The 19,964-nt window shown below is 31.8% G+C and carries 12 protein-coding genes (1 of these 12 running past the window's edge); 7 read left to right on the top strand and 5 right to left on the bottom strand.

From position 1 onward, the window contains the following. The 6 genes from ACKTTC_RS14870 to ACKTTC_RS14845 all read left to right on the top strand — a co-directional run. Positions 1-3,298, top strand: the end of a protein-coding gene (locus ACKTTC_RS14870) for an MBG domain-containing protein (protein WP_456243513.1). 3,887 nt of this gene lie to the left of the window's left edge; 3,298 of the gene's 7,185 nt are visible here — the last part of the coding sequence; the start codon falls outside the window, past its left edge; the stop codon is at positions 3,296-3,298. 193 nt (positions 3,299-3,491) lie between these two features. Then, positions 3,492-3,659: a hypothetical protein gene (locus ACKTTC_RS14865; protein WP_408040635.1), complete on the top strand. Its 168-nt coding sequence runs from the start codon at positions 3,492-3,494 to the stop codon at positions 3,657-3,659. A gap of 336 nt (positions 3,660-3,995) precedes the next feature. Further along, positions 3,996-4,223, top strand: coding sequence for a hypothetical protein (locus ACKTTC_RS14860; RefSeq protein ID WP_408040634.1), 228 nt, complete (start codon positions 3,996-3,998; stop codon positions 4,221-4,223). Between the two features lie 9 nt (positions 4,224-4,232). Further along, positions 4,233-4,943 carry a GTP cyclohydrolase I FolE gene (gene folE / locus ACKTTC_RS14855; protein ID WP_408040633.1) on the top strand — a complete coding sequence of 237 codons (711 nt, stop codon included), beginning with the start codon at positions 4,233-4,235 and terminating at the stop codon, positions 4,941-4,943. Next, a complete protein-coding gene (locus tag ACKTTC_RS14850) occupies positions 4,936-5,109 on the top strand; it encodes a Lacal_2735 family protein (protein ID WP_408040632.1) in 174 nt (57 codons plus the stop codon). Before folE ends, ACKTTC_RS14850 begins: the two co-directional genes overlap by 8 nt. A 26-nt stretch (positions 5,110-5,135) precedes the next feature. Then, positions 5,136-5,501, top strand: coding sequence for a DUF2237 family protein (locus ACKTTC_RS14845; RefSeq protein ID WP_408040631.1), 366 nt, complete (start codon positions 5,136-5,138; stop codon positions 5,499-5,501). Positions 5,502-6,340: 839 nt separating this feature from the next. On the opposite strand, the gene ACKTTC_RS14840 is transcribed toward ACKTTC_RS14845, so the two are convergent. The 5 genes from ACKTTC_RS14840 to ACKTTC_RS14820 form a co-directional block, all read right to left on the bottom strand. After that, on the bottom strand, positions 6,341-7,579 hold the full coding sequence (locus ACKTTC_RS14840; protein ID WP_408040630.1) for an FAD-dependent oxidoreductase: 1,239 nt from the start codon (positions 7,577-7,579) through the stop codon (positions 6,341-6,343). 28 nt (positions 7,580-7,607) lie between these two features. Continuing rightward, positions 7,608-8,015: a DUF2452 domain-containing protein gene (locus ACKTTC_RS14835; protein ID WP_408040629.1), complete on the bottom strand. Its 408-nt coding sequence runs from the start codon at positions 8,013-8,015 to the stop codon at positions 7,608-7,610. Then, positions 8,015-8,182, bottom strand: coding sequence for a Lacal_2735 family protein (locus ACKTTC_RS14830; RefSeq protein WP_408040628.1), 168 nt, complete (start codon positions 8,180-8,182; stop codon positions 8,015-8,017). Before ACKTTC_RS14830 ends, ACKTTC_RS14835 begins: the two co-directional genes overlap by 1 nt. Positions 8,183-8,307: 125 nt before the next feature. Next, positions 8,308-9,120 carry a class I SAM-dependent methyltransferase gene (locus ACKTTC_RS14825; RefSeq protein WP_408040627.1) on the bottom strand — a complete coding sequence of 271 codons (813 nt, stop codon included), beginning with the start codon at positions 9,118-9,120 and terminating at the stop codon, positions 8,308-8,310. Then, positions 9,093-12,146 (bottom strand): protein O-mannosyl-transferase family, encoded by a 3,054-nt coding sequence (locus tag ACKTTC_RS14820; RefSeq protein WP_408040626.1) that lies wholly within the window; start codon positions 12,144-12,146, stop codon positions 9,093-9,095. Before ACKTTC_RS14820 ends, ACKTTC_RS14825 begins: the two co-directional genes overlap by 28 nt. 255 nt (positions 12,147-12,401) lie before the next feature. On the opposite strand from ACKTTC_RS14820, the gene ACKTTC_RS14815 reads away from it, so the two are divergent. After that, positions 12,402-16,841: a T9SS type A sorting domain-containing protein gene (locus ACKTTC_RS14815; protein ID WP_408040625.1), complete on the top strand. Its 4,440-nt coding sequence runs from the start codon at positions 12,402-12,404 to the stop codon at positions 16,839-16,841. The last annotated feature ends 3,123 nt before the right edge of the window (positions 16,842-19,964 follow it).

The following is a 19,964-nucleotide window of genomic DNA, read 5'->3' as shown; positions in this document are numbered from 1 at the left end:
CGATTTGAGCATTACTACTAGACCTATTGAAGTTACTGCTGATGCAAAAAGTAAAGTATATGGAACTACAGATCCAGCATTAACCTATCAAATTACCTCAGGAAGTTTAGTTGGAAGTGATGCATTTTCTGGAAGTGTAACCAGAGTAGCAGGAGAAAACGTAGGAACTTATGCGATCAATCAAGGAAGTTTAGGAATCAATGCAAATTACGCAGTTTCATTTGTATCGAATGATTTAAGCATTACTACTAGACCTATTGAGATCACTGCTGATGTAAAAAGCAAAGTATATGGAACTACAGATCCAGTATTAACATATCAAATTACCTCAGGAAGTTTAGTAGGAAGTGATGCATTTTCTGGAAATGCAACTAGAGTAGCAGGAGAAAACGTAGGAACTTATGCGATCAATCAAGGAAGTTTAGGAATCAATGCGAATTATGCGATTTCTTTTGTGTCGAACAATTTAAGTATAACTAAAAGAGCTATTGAAGTAACTGCAGAAGCTAAGAGTAAAGTGTATGGAAATTCAGATCCAGCTTTAACATATACAATTACTAATGGAAGTTTAATTGGCAGTGATATTTTTACAGGAACATTATCAAGAGTAGAAGGTCAAGCTCAAGGAAATTATGCTATTCAACAAGGTACATTATCACTAGGTTCAAATTATGACCTTACTTTTGTTAGTGCTAATTTTTATATTGATTACCGATTTATTAGAGTAATTCCTACGGCGCCACTTCAAAAAACTTATGGAGATCCAGATCCTGCCTTAATTTGGCCATATACAATTACAGAAGGATCATTGGCTTATGATGATACTTTAGAAACATATGGAACATTTAGAGCAAATGGAGAAAATGTAGGTAGATACCAAATAAGAGGTTTATCAGCTCGATTTACTTCAAATAATGGAGGTGAATCTTCTTACGCTATAACATATACAAATTCAGGTTCAGTAAGTCTAGATATTATTGCTCGTGCTATAGAAGTAACAGCCGACGCTAAGAGTAAGGTATACGGAGATCCAGAGCCAACATTAACATATACAATAACTTCTGGAAATTTAGTAGGTAGTGATGCGTTCACAGGAAGTTTAGATAGAGCAGTTGGGGAAGATGTAGGAACATATGCGATTAATCAAGGAACATTAAATAATAGTAATTATGCGATTTCTTTTATTTCAAATGATGTAACCATTACAGCAAGAAATATCACTGTTGCTGCAGACGCAAAAACGAAAGTATATGGAAGTGGAGATTCTGTATTATCTTATAGAGTTACTAATGGAGGTTTAGTGTTAGGAGATACTTTTTCAGGAAGTTTAACTAGAGTAGTAGGAGAAAATGTAGGAATCTATGCAATCAATCAAGGAAGTTTATCACTAAGTCCAAACTATAATATAACATACATAGGTAATGATCTGACTATTACCAGAAGAGCAATTACAATTACTGCCGATGCCAAAACGAAAGTATTTGGAACTACCGATCCAGCTTTAACATATCAAATTACCTCAGGAAGTTTAGTTGGAAGTGATTTCTTTGTAGGTGACTTAACAAGAGCACCAGGAGAAACTGTAGGAAATTATATTATAACTCAAGGAACATTAGCTCTAAATATTAATTATACCGTAACATTCATCAACAGTATATTTAGTATTACAGCATCAGCAAATCAATCTATTTGGACAGGAAATACAAGTTCGGTTTGGAATGTAAGCACTAACTGGAGTGGAGATGTAACTCCACCAACAAATCACGATGTGTTAATACCAAACGTGACTACAGCACCAGAAATAGCATCAGGAATTGTAGCAGAAATGAACAGTTTAGAAGTAAAGAGTTCAGCATCATTACAAATTTTACAAGACGGAGCAGCTGTTATAGAAAATAATTTCGATAATAATGGAACAATTACAATAACATCTACTTCAGCCAATAGCGGAACTTTAATAGTTAAAGGAACTGCTAACGGAGAGGTTACTTACGAACGAGGAGGTTTATTAGCCAATCAATGGAGTATCGTTACAGCGCCAGTTTCAGGTCAGAGTATCAAAGACTTTGTAGATAATATTGCGAATAATATTCGAAGAAATACAACGGTAACACCAAATAGAGTTGCAGTTGGATATTATGATGATAGTCAACCAACAGGTTCTAAATGGGTGTATTATACTACAGATGATTTAGCAAGTAATAGCGTAACATTTGAAAAAGGAAGAAGTTATATTATTTCTAGAGCTACAGATGGAGTAGTAACGTTTACAGGAACTTTAGAAACGACAAATGTTACTAAAAGTGTAACAGCTTCTGAATGGAACGCTATTGGAAACCCATATACTGCTTATATTCCAGTAAATGAGAATGGAGGAGATAACTTTATTCAAGATAACTTAGCTAGTTTCGATCCTACTTATATGGGAATATATGTTTGGGATACTACTCAAAATAAGTACGTAGCAAATTCATTGGTAACTGGAGCAAAATCAGTAGCGCCAGGACAAGGTTTCTTTGTAAGAACAACTACTGGAGTAACAAATATGAACTTCAAAGAATCGTTACGTTCAATACAAAATGTAGGAGGAACGTTTCATAGAGGAGCAGCTCCAATATCAAGTATAAAGTTGATAATGAATACTACGGATAGTTCAGTAAATACAATAATTACATTTAGAGAAGAAGCAAGTTTAGGGTTAGATCCAGGGTATGACTTAGGAAACTTTAATGGAGCTAATTTCGATGTATTTACTCGTTTAGTAGCAAGTGATAGAAAGGAAAACTTCACGTATCAATCATTACCAGAAGAAGCTATAGAAACTCAGATAATTCCAGTAGGAGTAACATCAAAAGAAGGAACAGAGTTAGTTTTTACAGCAGCGTATATCAATTTACCAGAAGGAATTGAAGTTTATTTAGAAGATAGATTAGAGAATACCTTTGTACAATTAGATGTGACTAAAGGAGCTTCCTATACGGTTCAGTTAGATGAAAAAGTCAATGGAATAGGAAGGTTTTATTTACATACAAAATCTAGTACGTTAACAACTCCAACTCTCAATATAAATGATGTTAAGGTATACAATAGAAACTTAGAATTGATTGTAGAAGGAATTCAAGAGAAGAGCTTTGAAGTAAATTTATACAATACAATAGGAGAAAAAGTTTTTGAAGGAACTCATCAAGGTACAGGAAGAAATGTAATTGATTTACCAGAAATGGAAGTAGGTATATACATTGCACGTATTACTACAGCATTTGGAACCAAAGACAAAAAAATCATCATTAAAAAGTAGTTATAAATTAAAAGTAACAAGCACAAATCAGAATAACATATTCTGATTTGTGTTTTAAGATGATTTTCTTAAAAATAAAATTAGGGTAATCTATAAATTAACTGTACAAAGTATATAAGGTAAGTTATTAAAGGATAATGTTTCTATAGCTTACTATTGAAATAGTTGACTGCCAAAAACAAAGGATATAAAAATGAAAGAACAAAAAAATAATAACGAAGCGATTAATAGAAAAGAAGCTTTAAAAAAAATAGGGAATTATGGTAAATATACCGCTTTAACTGCATTAGGAACATATTTAATACTGAATCCTAAAAAAGCTCAAGCAGCGAGTCCAGAAGTTCCAGGGGATGGCTTCTAAAACTGTTTGTTTTTACCACTATGCACAAGTCAGAATATGTTATTCTGGCTTGTGTTTTTTTATGGAATTCTCTCTCTTCATATCTAGATTATATACTTAGTAATACCTTCTCATTAGTCTTTGAATACTATTTTGTTTAAGAAAATATCTTCTAAGAAATAATACATTTTATATTTTTTAGAGGAATTTATGTATGTTTTTTATTAAAAATACGTCCAATTATAAGTAATAATAAGATAATTCAATTTTATAATAAGTTTATCTTATTCTAATTAATAGGAAACAATATTTTGTTTAATTATATTTGTTTAGTGTTAAACATAAAAGAAGAAAGTTATGGATTTAATTAATCAAGCTCTTGAATTTGAGAAAGCAAAAATGAGTCATATGTCTACTAGTGATAGAGTAGTCGCATCTAGAGAAGCTAAAAGACTTATTCTTGCCATCAACGAAATATATAAGCAAACTAAAGATGTGAAGCTTATGGATATAATGAAGCGTTTAACCGTAAAGAAGAAGAAGATTGAAGTGAGATTAAAAGGAAGGTTAGACCTTAACTACTAAAAATACTTTATGAAGAAAATAGATATAGCAATGCCTTCTATGAATGGTAAAAACAGTTTGAATGGTTTTACAGATGATGAAATTGGAGATGATCATATTTTTACCGGATTAGAAACTCCCTTACGTGCAGATGCCTTTGACATGTCAGATCAGGAGAAAAAGGAAAGAATAGCCATTCTTTTTGAAGAGATCATGAATGTAATGGGATTAGATTTAACAGACGACAGTTTAAAAGGTACACCAAACAGAGTCGCTAAAATGTATATAGATGAAATCTTTTCAGGTTTAAATCCAGAGAACAAACCAAAAATAGCTTTGTTTGATAATAAATATCAATACAACCAAATGCTAGTAGAGAAGAACATCACATTTTACTCTAATTGCGAACACCATTTTGTTCCAATTATTGGTAAGGCTCATGTTGCTTATATTTCTTCAGGAAAAGTAATTGGTTTATCAAAACTAAATAGAATTGTACAATATTATGCCAAAAGGCCACAAGTCCAAGAACGATTAACAAATCAAATTGGCAAAGAGCTGAGTACTATATTAGCTACAGAAGATGTTGCAGTTATTATAGATGCGAAACACCTTTGTGTATCTTCAAGGGGAGTTAAAGACGATACTTCAGCTACAGTAACTACTTATTATGGCGGTGTTTTTAATTCTCCTAGTAAAATTCAGGAATTACAAAACTACCTAAAAACCGACCATGTTTAGTATTTTCAAAAAACGATCTTTAGAAGATAAGCTACAACAACAGTATGATAAACTAATGTCTGAGAGAAATAAACTTCTCAAGAATAACAGAAAAGAAAGCCTTGTGAAATTTAATGAAGCACAACGAGTTCTAAATAAAATAGAAAGTTTACGTAACGCTTTTTAAATTTCACAAGGAATTCCATTTTTCCTATGAACGAATTAAATGTTTTTGGACAACCTCTACAAAGTTGCTGTAATAATCCAGCTACAGGATATTTTAGAGATGGATTCTGTAGAACAGTAAACTATGATTTAGGAACGCATATAGTTTGTGCTATAGTAACACAAGAGTTTCTCGATTATACAAAAACCAAAGGAAACGATCTATTTACTCCAATTCCACATTGGAACTTTCCAGGTTTACAACCAGGCTCTAAATGGTGTTTGTGTATTTCGAGATGGCTTGAAGCAGAAAGAGTAGGGAAAGCACCATGGGTAATTTTAGAAGCTACAGATCAAAAAGCATTACAATACACTACACTAGAAAAACTTAAATCTTACGAATACAAAAAGTAGTATAGATATTTATTTACTTTAATTTCTACATTAATTTGTAAATAAAAACCAAGGTGGCTTCAGCCCCTTGCAATTATACTCTACATATTTCTTTATTAGCCTGAAAAATTTGATTAAAAACTCAGTACGAATACGTTATTATAACAAATCAATTATCTAAAACTTTATCTTAGCTAAAACAGCAAGTTGTCTATAAAGCATTACAATGTTTGAAGAACGATTTAATAAATGATCTCCAGTTAAAGTTGTTTAAATTTTAGATTGTTTTATGGGTGAAAACCAAGGAGGCTTCAGCCCCTTGCAATTGTACCCTCCATATTTCTTTGTTAGCCAGAAAAATTTGATTAAAAGTTCAATGAGAATGTAGTATTATAACAAATCAATTATCTAAAACTTTATCTTAGCTAAAAGAGCAAGTTCTTCAGAAATTACTGCAGTGTTTAAATAACGATTTAACAAATGATCTCCAGTTAAAGTTGTTTAAATTTTAGATTGTTTTGTAAATAGAAAACCAAGGAGGCTTCAGCCCCTTGCAATTGTACCCTCCATATTTCTTTGTTAGCCTGAATAATTTGATTAAAAACTCAGTGCGAATGCGGTATTTTAACAAATCAATTATCTAAAACTTTTATCGCAGCCATAGCAGCAAGCTCTCCAGAAAGCATTGCAGTGTTTAAATAACGATTTAATAAATGATTTCCTAAAGTTGTTTAAATTTTAGATTGTTTTATGGGTGAAAACCAAGGCGGCTTCAGCCCCTTGCAATTGTACCCTCCATATTTCTTTACTATTCTGAAAATTTGATTAAAAACTCAGTGCGAATGCGGTATTTTAACAAATCAATTATCTAAAACTTTTATCGCAGCCATAGCAGCAAGCTCTCCAGAAAGCATTGCAGCGTTTAAAGAACCATTTAATAAATGATCTCCAGCTAAAATAATATGATTATTTAAGGTGATTTCTTCAGATGAAACTTTATAATGTACATCTTCACAATTGGGCAAAGCTTTTGGAATATCATATAACTTTAAAAACTGTAGATTATCTATACCGCATAATAATGTTAGTTCTTTTGTTACTTCTTTAATAAGTAAATCTTCATGTAAGTGATGATCTTTCACAACAGTAACAGAAAATAACTCTTCCTCAGGTAGCGAATTAGTTGCTAAATTTGTATGGTAAAAAATATTATTAATTAAGGAAAGTGGATCAGTAATCAATCCAATAATGGGTTTTTGAATAGATTTTGAAGGGGTAGTAAAATATAAAGTTTGACAAGATTTCCATGTTTTTTCTTGATTTCCATCAGAATTTATAAGTTTACTGGCATCTGTAGCAATAATGATTATATCACTATATAATACACTTCCGTCTACTAACTCGATTTTAGTATCAGCTACATTTTTTACTTTAGTATTAAATAAAAATGTAGTTTGTTTTAAGTTGTTTTTTAACTGAGTAGGTATGGCTTCCATACCAGCTTTGGGAATGGCTGCATGGCCGGTGGAAAACATTTTATAGATAAACTCAAACATTCTACTAGAAGTTTGTAATTCAGTTTCTAAAAAAATACCGCTAAAAAAAGGAAGAAAAAAGTTTTGAATAGCATGATTTGAAAACCCAAAATTTATAAGATAATCTATAGTAGTCAACTCTTTTTCAGTAAAAATAGCGCTAATAGATTTCTTTTTAAGCAATTTGGAAAGCTTAAATATTTTTAGTTTGTCACTAAAATTTACAAGATTTGAAAACAGCGTACTAAATAAGAATGATGATTCTCGTAGAGGATCTCCTAAAATGGATTTTTTCTTATTTTTAAATATAACTGTGCCTGGTAGGAATTTTTGGAGTTCTAAAGTAGTATAATCAAGATATTTTTTTGCTGCTGGATAAGAAGTAAGTAATACCTGAAAACCATGATCTAATTGATAACCATTAACAATATCTGTTTTTACTCTTCCACCAACACTATCCGTCGATTCAATAATTATAGGTTTAAAACCATTTTTTTCTAATACAGTAGCAGCAATCAAGCCACTGATACCTGCACCAATAATATAAACTTGCTCTTGCCTCATACGTTATGTGAATTTATGAAATAGATATTCATGCTTTCTCCCAGATCTGTTCTGCATTTAAAAGATAGCTACCTATAAAATTAAAGTTACATTGTTCAGGAGCTATTAACGATAAAAAGTACTTACCGTTTTTATGCTTATACAAATGATAAGTTTCACCAATTATGGGCTCAAATGAAAACTCAGCATTTAAAATAAGATTATTGTATTCAAACTCTTCTATCATTTGCTCGTAAGCAGCCTTTAATTCAAGGTATTTTGTTTTAATCTTGTGATTAACTTTATTAGTGCTTCTATTTTTCCATGCTGTAGTATCCGTTACAGTAATTACTGGAGCACCTACAGAAGTTGCGTATGGTTTTAAGGCAGCATCGTATTTGCCTGTCTCTGTATTGAAAACAACAGTATCAGGTTTTTTATCTTTTTTATTAGTCATTATTCCTCTAAAGCCTCTATTTGTTTCATTACTTGTTCTGCTTCAAAAACCTTTTCATCGCTTAACTTTCTATTCGTAGTAGAGAGTTGATGTGCTTCACTTAATAATTTTTTATAACGTGCTTGTAGCTTTTCTTTTTGCGATTTCTTTTTAAAAAGTTGAAACATACATATGGATTTTAAATTATATCAAAAATACAAAATGTTTATGTTTTTTTATATAAGGTTAAACAAAATGTTTTTGAGACAAGGAACTAGACTAATAACTTTAGAGAAAAGAATAAAGGAAAAATTTATTTTGTTGCTATACAGAAAAAGTCTAGTGTATTTTCATTACAATCATCGGTTAAGAAATAATCAGCAGAAGTAATATTGTTTACTAATTCTTTATTGTTTTTGAGCAATAGTCTTCTGTTAATTCGATTAAAAATTTCATAAGGAATTCTAAGCAAAAATTTAGGAGCTCTTTTTTCTAATTTTAAAATATCCCATTGTAGAATTTTAGCAACAGAACGTTTATTAGCATCATAATACTCCATAGTAGCCTTTTTGCCTGTAATACCTTTAACTGTAACCTTTGTAAAAGTATCCGATAATAAGTCTGTTAATTCCTTACAGAGGTATTCTTTATAATGCCAAGGATTTCTAGTAACAGATTGTGTAGCATTTGGAGTCGTTAAAAACAAAGTACCATTAGGTTTTAGAACTCTGTATATTTCTTCTAAAAAATAACGATCGTTTTGAATATGTTCTATTACCTGAAAAGTAATAACCACATCTTGGCTATTAGATGGGATATCAGTCAGTGGAGGTACCTGTTGTTGAATAATGGTCGCTTTAGGGAATTTCTGACGTAATTTATGATTTGCATAACTAGCTTTATCTACTGCAGTAATGTTTAATGATTCATTGTATATAATTTCTAATCCATATCCTTCTCCAGAACCAATTTCAAGAATGTTTCCATGAACTTTGTCAGCAATTAATTCGTATGCCTTTTTAGTTCTTTGAAACAAAGGAGTATCTGATGATATGTGAGAGGAGGTAATTTCTGTAGAGAAAAAAAACATAGTATAATTTAATATGGCCAATTCCTGTTTTTCCAAGTATCTAAACGTTTTTTTATGGCAATAACGTCTTTAGATTTTAGAGTATAGAAAGAAGAATTGTATGGTTGTATTTGTGTAACCATCTGCGAATAAATCTTAAATAGATAGTTAGCACGTCTAATATTAATAATAGGTCTAGGAGTATCAAAAGAAGTCATCCATAAAAGTGTTTCCTCTACATTTTGAATTGCAGTTTCACAAATAGTATTTCCTTCCATGTCCATTTTTAAACGATAGTATAGCTTTCCTAAAGCAAAAGCATATTCACCATATGGAATAGTAGTATTAGGGAATTTATCAATTACATAGTTTAATACTTCTTTAGCTTTTGCTATTTTGCCTTCTTCAATTAATGCTTGTGCTAGGAAATAATAATTTTTACGAACTATAGTCTTAGAGATGGCAATGGTTTCATCTGTTACTTTTGTATCAATGTTATCTTGATGTTTAAAGGAAGAGGCAGTAACTAAATTTTGATACGAAATAGGAGTGTGAATAATTTTTGGATTATCACCTTTAAGACTTTTTACAGGTAATAATTGGCTAACTAAGCCACGTTGAATTAAAAAATTATCTAAACCTAAAGTATGTTTAGTATTACCTATTTCACTAAAACAAATAGGTCTATTATTAAAGTTATTAGCGATTACATCTAAAAGAATAATATCGTTTTTAGTATACGATTGTTTATTGTAATCCCAACGAAGTGTATCTAATTTTTGTACACTTTTAGAAAGACTTTTAAGAGTTTTTTTTAGATATGTAGATGTTGCAATAGGAAGCAATAACTGATCAGTAGGGAAAAAATAAATCTTTTTCTTATAAATATTCAATCGGTTTTTTGGATTGTCCATAAAGCTAGATAGCTTATCAAGATTGAAATATCCAGAGGTAATTTTATGTAATGGTATAGCTGTATTAAACTTTTGATCAATAAAATTATCTGAAAGAGTTAAATGCACTGGTTTAGAAAGGTGCATTTTTGCTGTAAGCTTTTCACTATACCAATCAAAAACTAATTGCTCGTAGTTAATTATACGAATATCAGTTCTGTAACCTTCAACTTCTTGTAAATACCAAAGCGGAAAGGTCATGTTGTCTGTATTTGTAACAAGTATTGCTTGTTCTGGACAAGAAGCTAAATAGGTTTTTGCTAGCTGGTATGCAAAGTTTTCGTTAGAGCGATTATGATTATCAAAACCTTTTACTAATAATTGTGCAGGGGCGAATAAAAGTGAAACTAATACAGCTATTACTTTTTTATAGGTTTCATTTTTAATGAAAGAAAGTACTTTTACAAATCCAATTACAGATAATCCTATCCAGATACTAAAAAACATAAATGAACCTGTAAAAATATAATCACGTTCCCGTATCATAATACTTTGTGGTACAGGATTCACATAAATAATAATCCCCAAGCCAAATAGTAAGAATAGCAAACCAGAAGTGTATAGTAATAGTTTATGTTTACGTAAAAGAAATAATCCCCAAATTCCCATTAGAAAAGGAAGAAAATAAAAAACATCTTTACTATTTAAATTCCTATAAAAACTAGGAATAAGTGAATCATCACCAACGTTGTTTTTATCAATAAAATCAAAACCAGAAATCCAATTACCTCTTAAAATAGAGCCATCACCTTTTAAATTATTTTGAGTACCAATAAAATTTTGAAATAAGTAACGTAAATACAACCAATATACTTGATAATTATAAAAGAAAGATAGGTTTTCACTAAAGGTAGGTTTATAAATAGTTACTTTTTTACCATTAACTTTGGTTGCAATAGGATGTCCTTTTATAGTTGTCCAAGTTTGATATCCAGTTTTGTTGATAGCATTTTTATGGTAAACACGGGGAAAGAATAAGTTAAAACGTTTATCATAATTCGGAAGCTCATGTTTCCCACTATTTACAATATTGTATTTGTTTTGTTTGGCTTTGTATTTATAAAATGGTTTAGTGTCAAGAAGAGGAGTTAAGGTATCTATAGGAGCGTTAAAAGTGCTACCATTTAATAGAGGAATATTATCTACACCAAATTGAGTAGCACTCACATAAGGAATTAAAGCATTGGGTGTCGTAGCTACATTAGAAATTGGAGTTGTAATTTGAGATCTTATAATAGGAGTAAGATAACTACTACTACCAATTAAAAAGAATACTATACAGATCACACTACTATGTAGTATCAATAATTTTTTTATATAACCAATGTAAATAATAGCAAAGAGTGCTATAAAAATAGAAATAAATAAAAATAAAGCACCAGAATTTACAGGTAATTGTAATGAGTTTACTGCCCATATATCAAAAGAAGCAATTACTTTTAAAGTTCCTTGAAATATAATGTTTAACAGTATTATAAAAAGTACTAACCCACTGATAAAGGCAGTTATGATATGTCTTAAATTGAACCCAAACTTTTTATAGGTAAAAATAAAAGCTAAAGGAATAACTACAGCAATATTAATTAAATGCACGCCAATAGAAATTCCAAGTATTAGAAAAATAAGATATAAAAATTGGAACTCTTTTTTTAAAGATGTTGTTATAAACCATTTAAAAGCAAGCCATACGACAAGTAGTAGTAAAAAGAAAGACAAAGTATACACTTCTGTTTCAGTTGCAGCAGTCCAAAAACTAGTGGAAAAAGCAAAAGATAATGCAGCAATAATTCCAGCGAAATGTAGTATAATTTCACGATCAGGTTTAGTATAAATTTTTGAAGCAAATAGATGTGTAATATTATACAATAATGGAATTGTTAAGGCTCCAAAAAATGCAGAAATCATATTAGATACAAATGCAGGAGACATAAAAAAAAAGACTCCTAAAATTACATTTGAAATCAGGGTATAAAATGGAGCACCAGCTGGATGTGTAATTTGTAGCGTATCATTAGAAACAATAAATTCAGAGCTATCCCAAAAAGTAATTCCGCTAGGTAGATTGTATATATATATAGCAAAAGTAAACAGGAATAAACTCCAACGTATAATAGTTTGTTGCCGTTTCATAGAGGCCAAATATATAATAATTATCAGGTAGAAAACACTGAAAAACAGTAAGATTTGCTAAACGAAAAAAAAGTCAAAAAAAAACGAGGGTAAATTGTGAGTTACCTGTACAGTATATAGATGCGGGTTTCAATTTAAGGTAATAAGCAGGGAAATAATAATATGTTTTTTGCTTTTGTAACTTTTTGAAACCATCTAAAACAGTGTGTTGTAACTCACTATTTTAATTTTGTAGTAATTAAACTATTGTATAAGATGAAAAAATCCCTACTCACTATTTTGACAACATTATTTTGTATGTTGTCAACCAATCTTTTTGCCCAAACTTTAAATGAAACCCAAGGAACAGGATCAGGTGTTAGAATTACTTCTGGAGATTTTAATACCATGTTTGGAGATAGTACAGGTTCCTTTTTAACCTCTGGAAGCCAAACTGTTTTTATAGGTTATGGAGCTGGAAGGTCCAATACAACTTCTGAAAGTGTATTTATGGGTTATTTAGCTGGATATAATAATACTACTGGTTTTGATAATACCTTCATCGGTTGGGAATCTGGTAAATTTACTACTACAGGTGGAGACAATACGTTTTTAGGAACAGAATCAGGAGAAAATAACACTACAGGTTATGATAATACCTTTGTAGGGGAAGAGTCAGGTACTCGTAATACTACTGGATATGAAAATGTATTTATTGGTGAAGATGCAGGAATGAGTAATACTACTGGGTACAAGAATGTTTTTGTAGGTAATGAAGCGGGAATCTCAGCAGACGTAGGTTATAGAAATACTGCTGTAGGTAGTGAAGCTATGAGTGACGTAGACGATGGACATCATAATACTTCTATTGGAGATTCGTCTGCAATTGATATTGGAGATGGAATATATAATACAATGATTGGAGCAGCTTCTGGTGTTGCAACAGAATGGGCAGATTTTAACACTTTTGTAGGTGCAATGTCAGGTTGGGATAATAATAGAACCAATAGTACTACAAATGCTAATCGAAACACATATGTAGGTATGATGGCAGGAGCTTCAAACAGAGAAGGTGAAGATAATGTAGGAATGGGAGCTTTTGCAGGATATGGACCATCTGGTTTTAGTGATGGACATTTTTGGTCTGGTCTCAATAATCCAACCATAAGACATAGAACTATTTTCATAGGATCTAAAGCTGAAGCTGGTCACGATGATGTAATTGTGGTTGGTTTTAACAGTAAAGTGAATGATTTATATTCTATTGGAGTAGGACATACTTCTACAAATAATGCTAGATATAGTGTAAGTATTGGTAATACTCATGATGTAGCAGCAGCAGGAGATTATGCTATAGGAATAGGAAATCAGGTAGATATAGATAATATTGAATCTATAGGGATTGGAGCAAGTGCAGTAGCGCAAACAGATGGAGGAATAGCTTTAGGATATCAAGCAACAGTTAATGGAACAGGAGCTACAGCAGGAGCTAACTATAACATGGCAATAGGATACCAAGCACAAGCTACAGATTCTCTAGCAGTAGCCTTTGGTAAAGGCGCTATTGCATCAGGTAAACATGCTTATGCATTTGGTACTAATGCTAATGCTTCTGTAGATAACACGATGGTTTTAGGAGGAGTAACAGTTCCGTTAAGTGTAGGAATTGGTACAGATACTCCTAATATTAATGCTGCGTTAGAGTTATCAGGAACAAATAAAGGATTACAACTTAATCGCTTAACAAATGCTCAGAAAACAGCTTTAGCAAGTAATTTATCAGCAACAGATGAAGGAATGATAGTTTACGATACTGAAGATAAAAAACTATATTCTTGGGATGGAACACAATGGGTTGGTACAATAGCTGATAATTTAGGGAATCATACGGCAACGACTACACTCAATATGGCAGATAATGCTATACGTTTTAATACAGGTGAAACAAATGGAGTTGAATTTAATGCTAGTGAACAATATAAAATTTCACATGGAGCAACTGCAAATTATATTTACGGACCTGTAACAGGTGAAAGTATTAAAAATTCGATGAGTGCGAATACAGCGAATGGTTGGACTTGGGGACCATATAATGGAGCACCTGTAGCAGCTATTAATACAGAAGGTAAAATGCAAATAGCTAACAGTCTAAATATTGCAGGAAGTTATGAGTTTCCAATTGTAGATGGTACCGCAAATCAAATGCTAGTTACAGATGGAGCTGGAAATGTAAGCTGGGCATCACCTAACTTAACTTATGATACAGATATAGGTGATTTATCAATTGGTGGAGGAAATACTATAAGGTTAAATGATATATCTGGCGGAACAATTACAGGGCAAGATTCTCTAAGAATAGATTATTCTAATGGAGGACGTAGGTATATTGATATTGGAGCTATTTTTAAGCAAGTAGGCTTTAATAATACCACAAACCAATTAACTTTTAAAGATAATCATACAGTAGATTTATCAAGTTTGGCAAATACAGATTCACAAGCAATATCATTAGCAGGGAATACATTAAATATTTCTGGAAATATTTCTTCAGTTGATTTATCAAAATATATAGATAATACAGATGCACAAGATTTAGCCTTATCAGGAAATACGTTAAGCTTAACGAATGACGGAACCACTGTAGATTTATCTAGTTATTTAGATAATACAGACTCGCAATCTATATCATTAACAGGAAATACGTTAAGTATTTCAGGGAATGCATCAAAAGTAAATCTAACAGGATATTTAGATAATACGGATGAACAAACATTATCTTTTGTAGGAACAAATTTGAGTATTAGTAATGGGAACAATGTTGATCTTTCTAGTTTAAGAGATGGTACAGGGACAGATAATCAAGACTTAACCTTATCTGGTAATACATTGAGTTTAACAAATGATGCTACTAGTGTTGATTTATCAAGTTATTTGGATAATACAGATTCGCAAGGAATTTCATTAGCAGGGAATACATTAAGCATTTCAGGAAATGCGGGAACAGTTGATTTGTCAAGTTATTTGGATAATACGGACGCACAAGATTTAACTTTATCTGGTAATACATTGAGTTTAACAAATGACGGAACTAGTGTTGATTTATCTGGTTATTTAGATAATACAGATTCGCAAGGGATTTCATTAGTGAGAGATACATTAAAAATTTCGGGTAATGTAAATGTTGTTGCTTTATCAAAATATTTGGATAATACGGATGCACAAGATTTAACTTTATCTGGTAATACATTGAGTTTAACAAATGACGGAACTACTGTTGATTTATCTGGATATTTAGACAATACAGATTCGCAAGGAATTTCATTAGCTGGGAATACCTTAAGTATTTCAGGGAATGTAGGAACAGTTGATTTGTCAAGTTATTTGGATAATACGGACGCACAAGATTTGGAATTAACAGGTAATACATTGAGTTTAACAAATGACGGAACTAGTGTTGATTTATCTGGTTATTTAGACAATACAGATTCACAAGGGATTTCATTAGCAGGGAATACCTTAAGTATTTCAGGAAATACAGGAACAGTTGATTTGTCAAGTTATTTAGATAATACGGATGCACAAGATTTAACTTTATCCGGTAATACATTGAGTTTAACCAATGATGGAACTACTGTTGATTTGTCAAGTTATTTGGATAATACAGATGCACAAGATTTAGAATTAACAGGAAATACATTGAGTTTGACAAATGATGGTACTACCGTTGATTTATCTAATTATTTAGACAATAGAGACGAACAAACATTATCTTTATCAGGAACAGATTTAAGTATCAGTAATGGAAATAGTATTGATCTTTCTAGTTTAAGAGATGGAACAGGAACTGATAATCAAGATTTAGAATTAACAGGAAATACATTAAGTTTAACAAATGACGCTACTTCAGTAGACTTATCTAACTATTTAGATAATACAGATTCGCAAGCGATTTCATTAGCAAATCATACATTAAGTATTTCTGGAAATTCTTCAAAAGTCAACTTAGCGGATTATTTGGATAATACAGATGATCAAACATTATCTTTATCAGGAACAGATTTAAGTATCAGTAATGGAAATAGTATTGATCTTTCTAGTTTGAGGGACGGAACAGGCACAGATAGTCAAGAATTAAGCTTGTCAGGTACTACTTTAAGTATTTCAGGAAGTTCAAAAACAATAGATTTATCTGCATTTGTAAATTCAGATAGCCAAGATTTAACAACTGCATCACTTTCTGGTACAACATTAACTATTGGTATTCAAAATGGAGCATCCGTAAATGTAGATTTAGCACCATTATTAGCAGCACAACAAGCACAAATATCAAGTCAACAATCACTTTTAAATGCGCAACAAGCAGAATTAAGTAATGTGATTACTAGGTTAGAAGCTTTAGAGAACTGCGCTTGTGGAGGAACTTTAAGCAGCGGAGGAAATTTTACTGCTAATAAAAATCAACCTATTTTATACCAAAATATTCCAAATCCGTTTAATGGAACGACATCTATAAAATATTATGTGCCAGATACGTATGAAAAAGCGGCTATTGTGTTTAGTAATACTTCTGGACAAATTATAGATACAGTATATTTACAAGAGAAAGGAGAAAAGGAACTATACTTTAATAGTGCATCTTTACCTACTGGAATTTATTTTTACACGTTATATGTAAATAACCATAAAGTAGCTACTAAGAAGATGATAATAGAATAAACCATAATTACTACTATAACCAATTATTTAATTCCTGAATGCTTAAAAAGCGTTCAGGAATTTTAGTATACAGAGGTTTTAAATACTACATAAAAAAATAAAAGCAAACTACCTTAGTAGTTTGCTTTGACACTTTTTGACACTTCTGATAAACAATAGAGTAAGGAATTATTTTATAATTTTGTGGTAACTAAACTATTGTATACGATGAAAAAATCCCTACTCACTATTATGGTGGCATTTCTTTACATGCCGTCAAATTACCTTATTGCCCAAACATTTAATCAAACATCAGGAACAGGATCTGGAGTTAGTATTACTACAGGAGATAATAATACGATGTATGGAGATAGTACAGGATCTTTTTTAACAACTGCACATCAAACAGTTTTTATAGGGTATGGTGCAGGAAGGTCTAATACTGTTTCGGAAAATATTTTTATAGGTTATTTGGCAGGGTATAATAATATCAATGGAGCAGATAACACTTTTATAGGATTCGAATCAGGTAGAAGTAATATTGGAACTGATGGTACTAGCTTAAGAGGATCAGACAACACATTTTTGGGCTCTGAGTCTGGGGAGCTTAATACGACAGGATATGACAATACTTTTTTAGGTGAAGAATCAGGAGCTTCAAATACAACAGGATATGAAAATACTTTTGTAGGTGAGGATGCAGGAGCAAATATTCAAACAGGATATGAGAATACGTTTATAGGAAATCAATCAGGAGGAGATACTAATGGATTTAGTGGTACAGGTGATGGTACAGGTTTTAAAAATACAGCCGTAGGAAATGCTGCATTAGGCGATCTTGAATTTGGAGATCATAATACAGCTGTTGGAGATTCTGCTGGTACAGATGTAGATGAAGGTCGTTGGAATACTTTTTTAGGAGCTGCCTCTGGAGCTGCTACTGAACATGCTGATTATAATACATTTGTTGGAGCTATGGCAGGTTGGGATAATAACAGAACGAATAATAGAGATGATGCCAATAGAAATACTTATGTTGGTTTTCAAGCTGGTTTTACCAATAGAGAAGGAGAAGACAATGTAGGAATGGGAGCTTTTGCAGATTATAAAAGTGGAGGTAATAATGCAACAAGAAGATATCGAACTACTTTCATTGGAGCAGATTCGGATGTTGGAGAAAACGATGTCATAATGATTGGATATAGTGGAAGAAATGACGCGCAATATGCTATTTCCGTAGGTCAGAATCATGAAGTAAGAGGAACTAGAGCAGTGGGGATAGGAAATACAATAAATATGAATCCTAATGCCGATAATTCTATAGGTTTAGGTAATGAAGCCAATATTTCTCAATCTTTTGCTATAGGAATAGGAGATGCTGTAGATGTAGATAATACGCAAGCAATAGCAATAGGTGCTAGTTCGGTAGTACAAAATGATGGAGCCATTGTAATTGGATACGGAGCAAGTTCTAATGATGTAGTAGATAGTACACCAACTGGACCAACTCCAGGAGCATCTGAAGCAACAAATAACATTGCTATAGGATACAATGCAAGTGTAAGTGGAACAAATGCAATTGCTATAGGTAATGCAGCTACTGCAAATAACGCTAATACCATGGTTCTAGGAGGAGCAACAAATCCCTTAAGTGTAGGTATTGGAACCGATGCACCGAATGAATTTGCTTCCTTAGATTTAAAAGGAACTAATAAAGGTTTCTTAGTAAATAGGTTAACAACTGCACAGCGTACTGCGCTAGAACCTAATTTTCCAGCTGTAGCTTCTTCTAGAGGAATTAGAGAAGATGAAGGAGGATTAATAGTATTCGACACAGATGAAAAGTTATTATATAGCTGGACGGGAACAGAATGGGTAACCTTACTAGCAGATAATTTAGGAAATCATACAGCAACAGCAATGCTAAATATGGGAGATAATGTAATTAGGTTTGAAAATGGAGAAGCAAATGGAGTTGAGTTTAATCGAAGTGATCGTTATAAAATTTCATATGGAGGAAGTGCAAATTATGATTATGGACCAGTTACAGGAGTTAGTATTAAAACTTCAATGAGTGCTCCTACAAATAATGGTTGGACTTGGGGAGTATATAATGCACCACCCGTAGCAGCTATTAGTACAGAAGGAAAAATGCAAATAGCAAATAGTTTGAATATTGCAGGTAATTATGAATTGCCAATAGTTGATGGTACAGCAAATCAAGTATTGATAACAGATGGTGCTGGTGTGGTAACTTGGGCAACTCAAATAGATGCACAAGATTTAACTTTAACAGGAAATTCTTTAGGATTAACAAACGACGCTACATCAGTAGATTTATCAAAATATTTAGACAATACTGATAATCAGGAATTAAATTTAAACACAAATACTTTAAGTATTTCAGGAGGAGTTACGACTGTTGATCTTTCAGGATATTTAGATAATACGGATAGTCAGGATTTAACCTTATCAGGAAATACATTGAGTTTAACTAATGACGGAACTACAGTTGATTTATCTAGTTTTTTGGATAATACAGATGCACAAGCAATATCATTAACAGGTAATTCATTAAGTATTTCTGGAAATTCTTCTAAAGTAAATTTATCAGGGTATTTAGATAATACAGATGAACAAGATTTAACCTTGTCAGGAAATACTTTAAGTTTAACTAATGACGGAACTACAGTTGATTTATCAGGTTATTTAGACAATACAGATGCACAAGATTTAGCCTTATCAGGAAATACATTGAGTTTAACTAATGATGGTACTACAGTTGATTTATCAGGATATTTAGATAACACAGATTCACAGAGTATTTCATTAAACTCAAATACATTGAGTATATCAGGGAATGCAGGAACGGTAGACTTATCGGGTTATTTAGACAATACAGATGCACAAGATTTAACCTTATCAGGAAATATTTTAAGTTTAACCAACGATGGTACTACAGTTGATTTATCAGGATATTTAGATAACACAGATTCGCAGAGTATTTCATTAAACTCAAATACATTGAGTATATCAGGGAATGCAGGAACGGTAGACTTATCAGGTTATTTAGACAATACAGATGCGCAAGATTTAACTTTATCGGGAAATACTTTAAGTTTAACGAACGATGGTACTACGGTA

It is taken from the genome of Tenacibaculum amylolyticum, from assembly GCF_964511145.1.
Lineage (GTDB): Bacteria > Bacteroidota > Bacteroidia > Flavobacteriales > Flavobacteriaceae > Polaribacter > Polaribacter amylolyticum.
Note: the sequence above shows the minus strand (reverse complement) of the source record. Positions and strands in the feature narration are given on the sequence as shown.

What these genes read in the sequence shown, in the direction of transcription:
- ACKTTC_RS14865 (WP_408040635.1), top strand. Translation starts at nt 3,492, where the DNA reads ATGAAAGAACAAAAAAATAATAACGAAGCGATTAATAGAAAAGAAGCT.
- ACKTTC_RS14860 (WP_408040634.1), top strand. Translation starts at nt 3,996, where the DNA reads ATGGATTTAATTAATCAAGCTCTTGAATTTGAGAAAGCAAAAATGAGT.
- folE (WP_408040633.1), top strand. Translation starts at nt 4,233, where the DNA reads ATGAAGAAAATAGATATAGCAATGCCTTCTATGAATGGTAAAAACAGT.
- ACKTTC_RS14850 (WP_408040632.1), top strand. Translation starts at nt 4,936, where the DNA reads ATGTTTAGTATTTTCAAAAAACGATCTTTAGAAGATAAGCTACAACAA.
- ACKTTC_RS14845 (WP_408040631.1), top strand. Translation starts at nt 5,136, where the DNA reads ATGAACGAATTAAATGTTTTTGGACAACCTCTACAAAGTTGCTGTAAT.
- ACKTTC_RS14840 (WP_408040630.1), bottom strand. Translation starts at nt 7,579, where the DNA reads ATGAGGCAAGAGCAAGTTTATATTATTGGTGCAGGTATCAGTGGCTTG.
- ACKTTC_RS14835 (WP_408040629.1), bottom strand. Translation starts at nt 8,015, where the DNA reads ATGACTAATAAAAAAGATAAAAAACCTGATACTGTTGTTTTCAATACA.
- ACKTTC_RS14830 (WP_408040628.1), bottom strand. Translation starts at nt 8,182, where the DNA reads ATGTTTCAACTTTTTAAAAAGAAATCGCAAAAAGAAAAGCTACAAGCA.
- ACKTTC_RS14820 (WP_408040626.1), bottom strand. Translation starts at nt 12,146, where the DNA reads ATGAAACGGCAACAAACTATTATACGTTGGAGTTTATTCCTGTTTACT.
- ACKTTC_RS14815 (WP_408040625.1), top strand. Translation starts at nt 12,402, where the DNA reads ATGAAAAAATCCCTACTCACTATTTTGACAACATTATTTTGTATGTTG.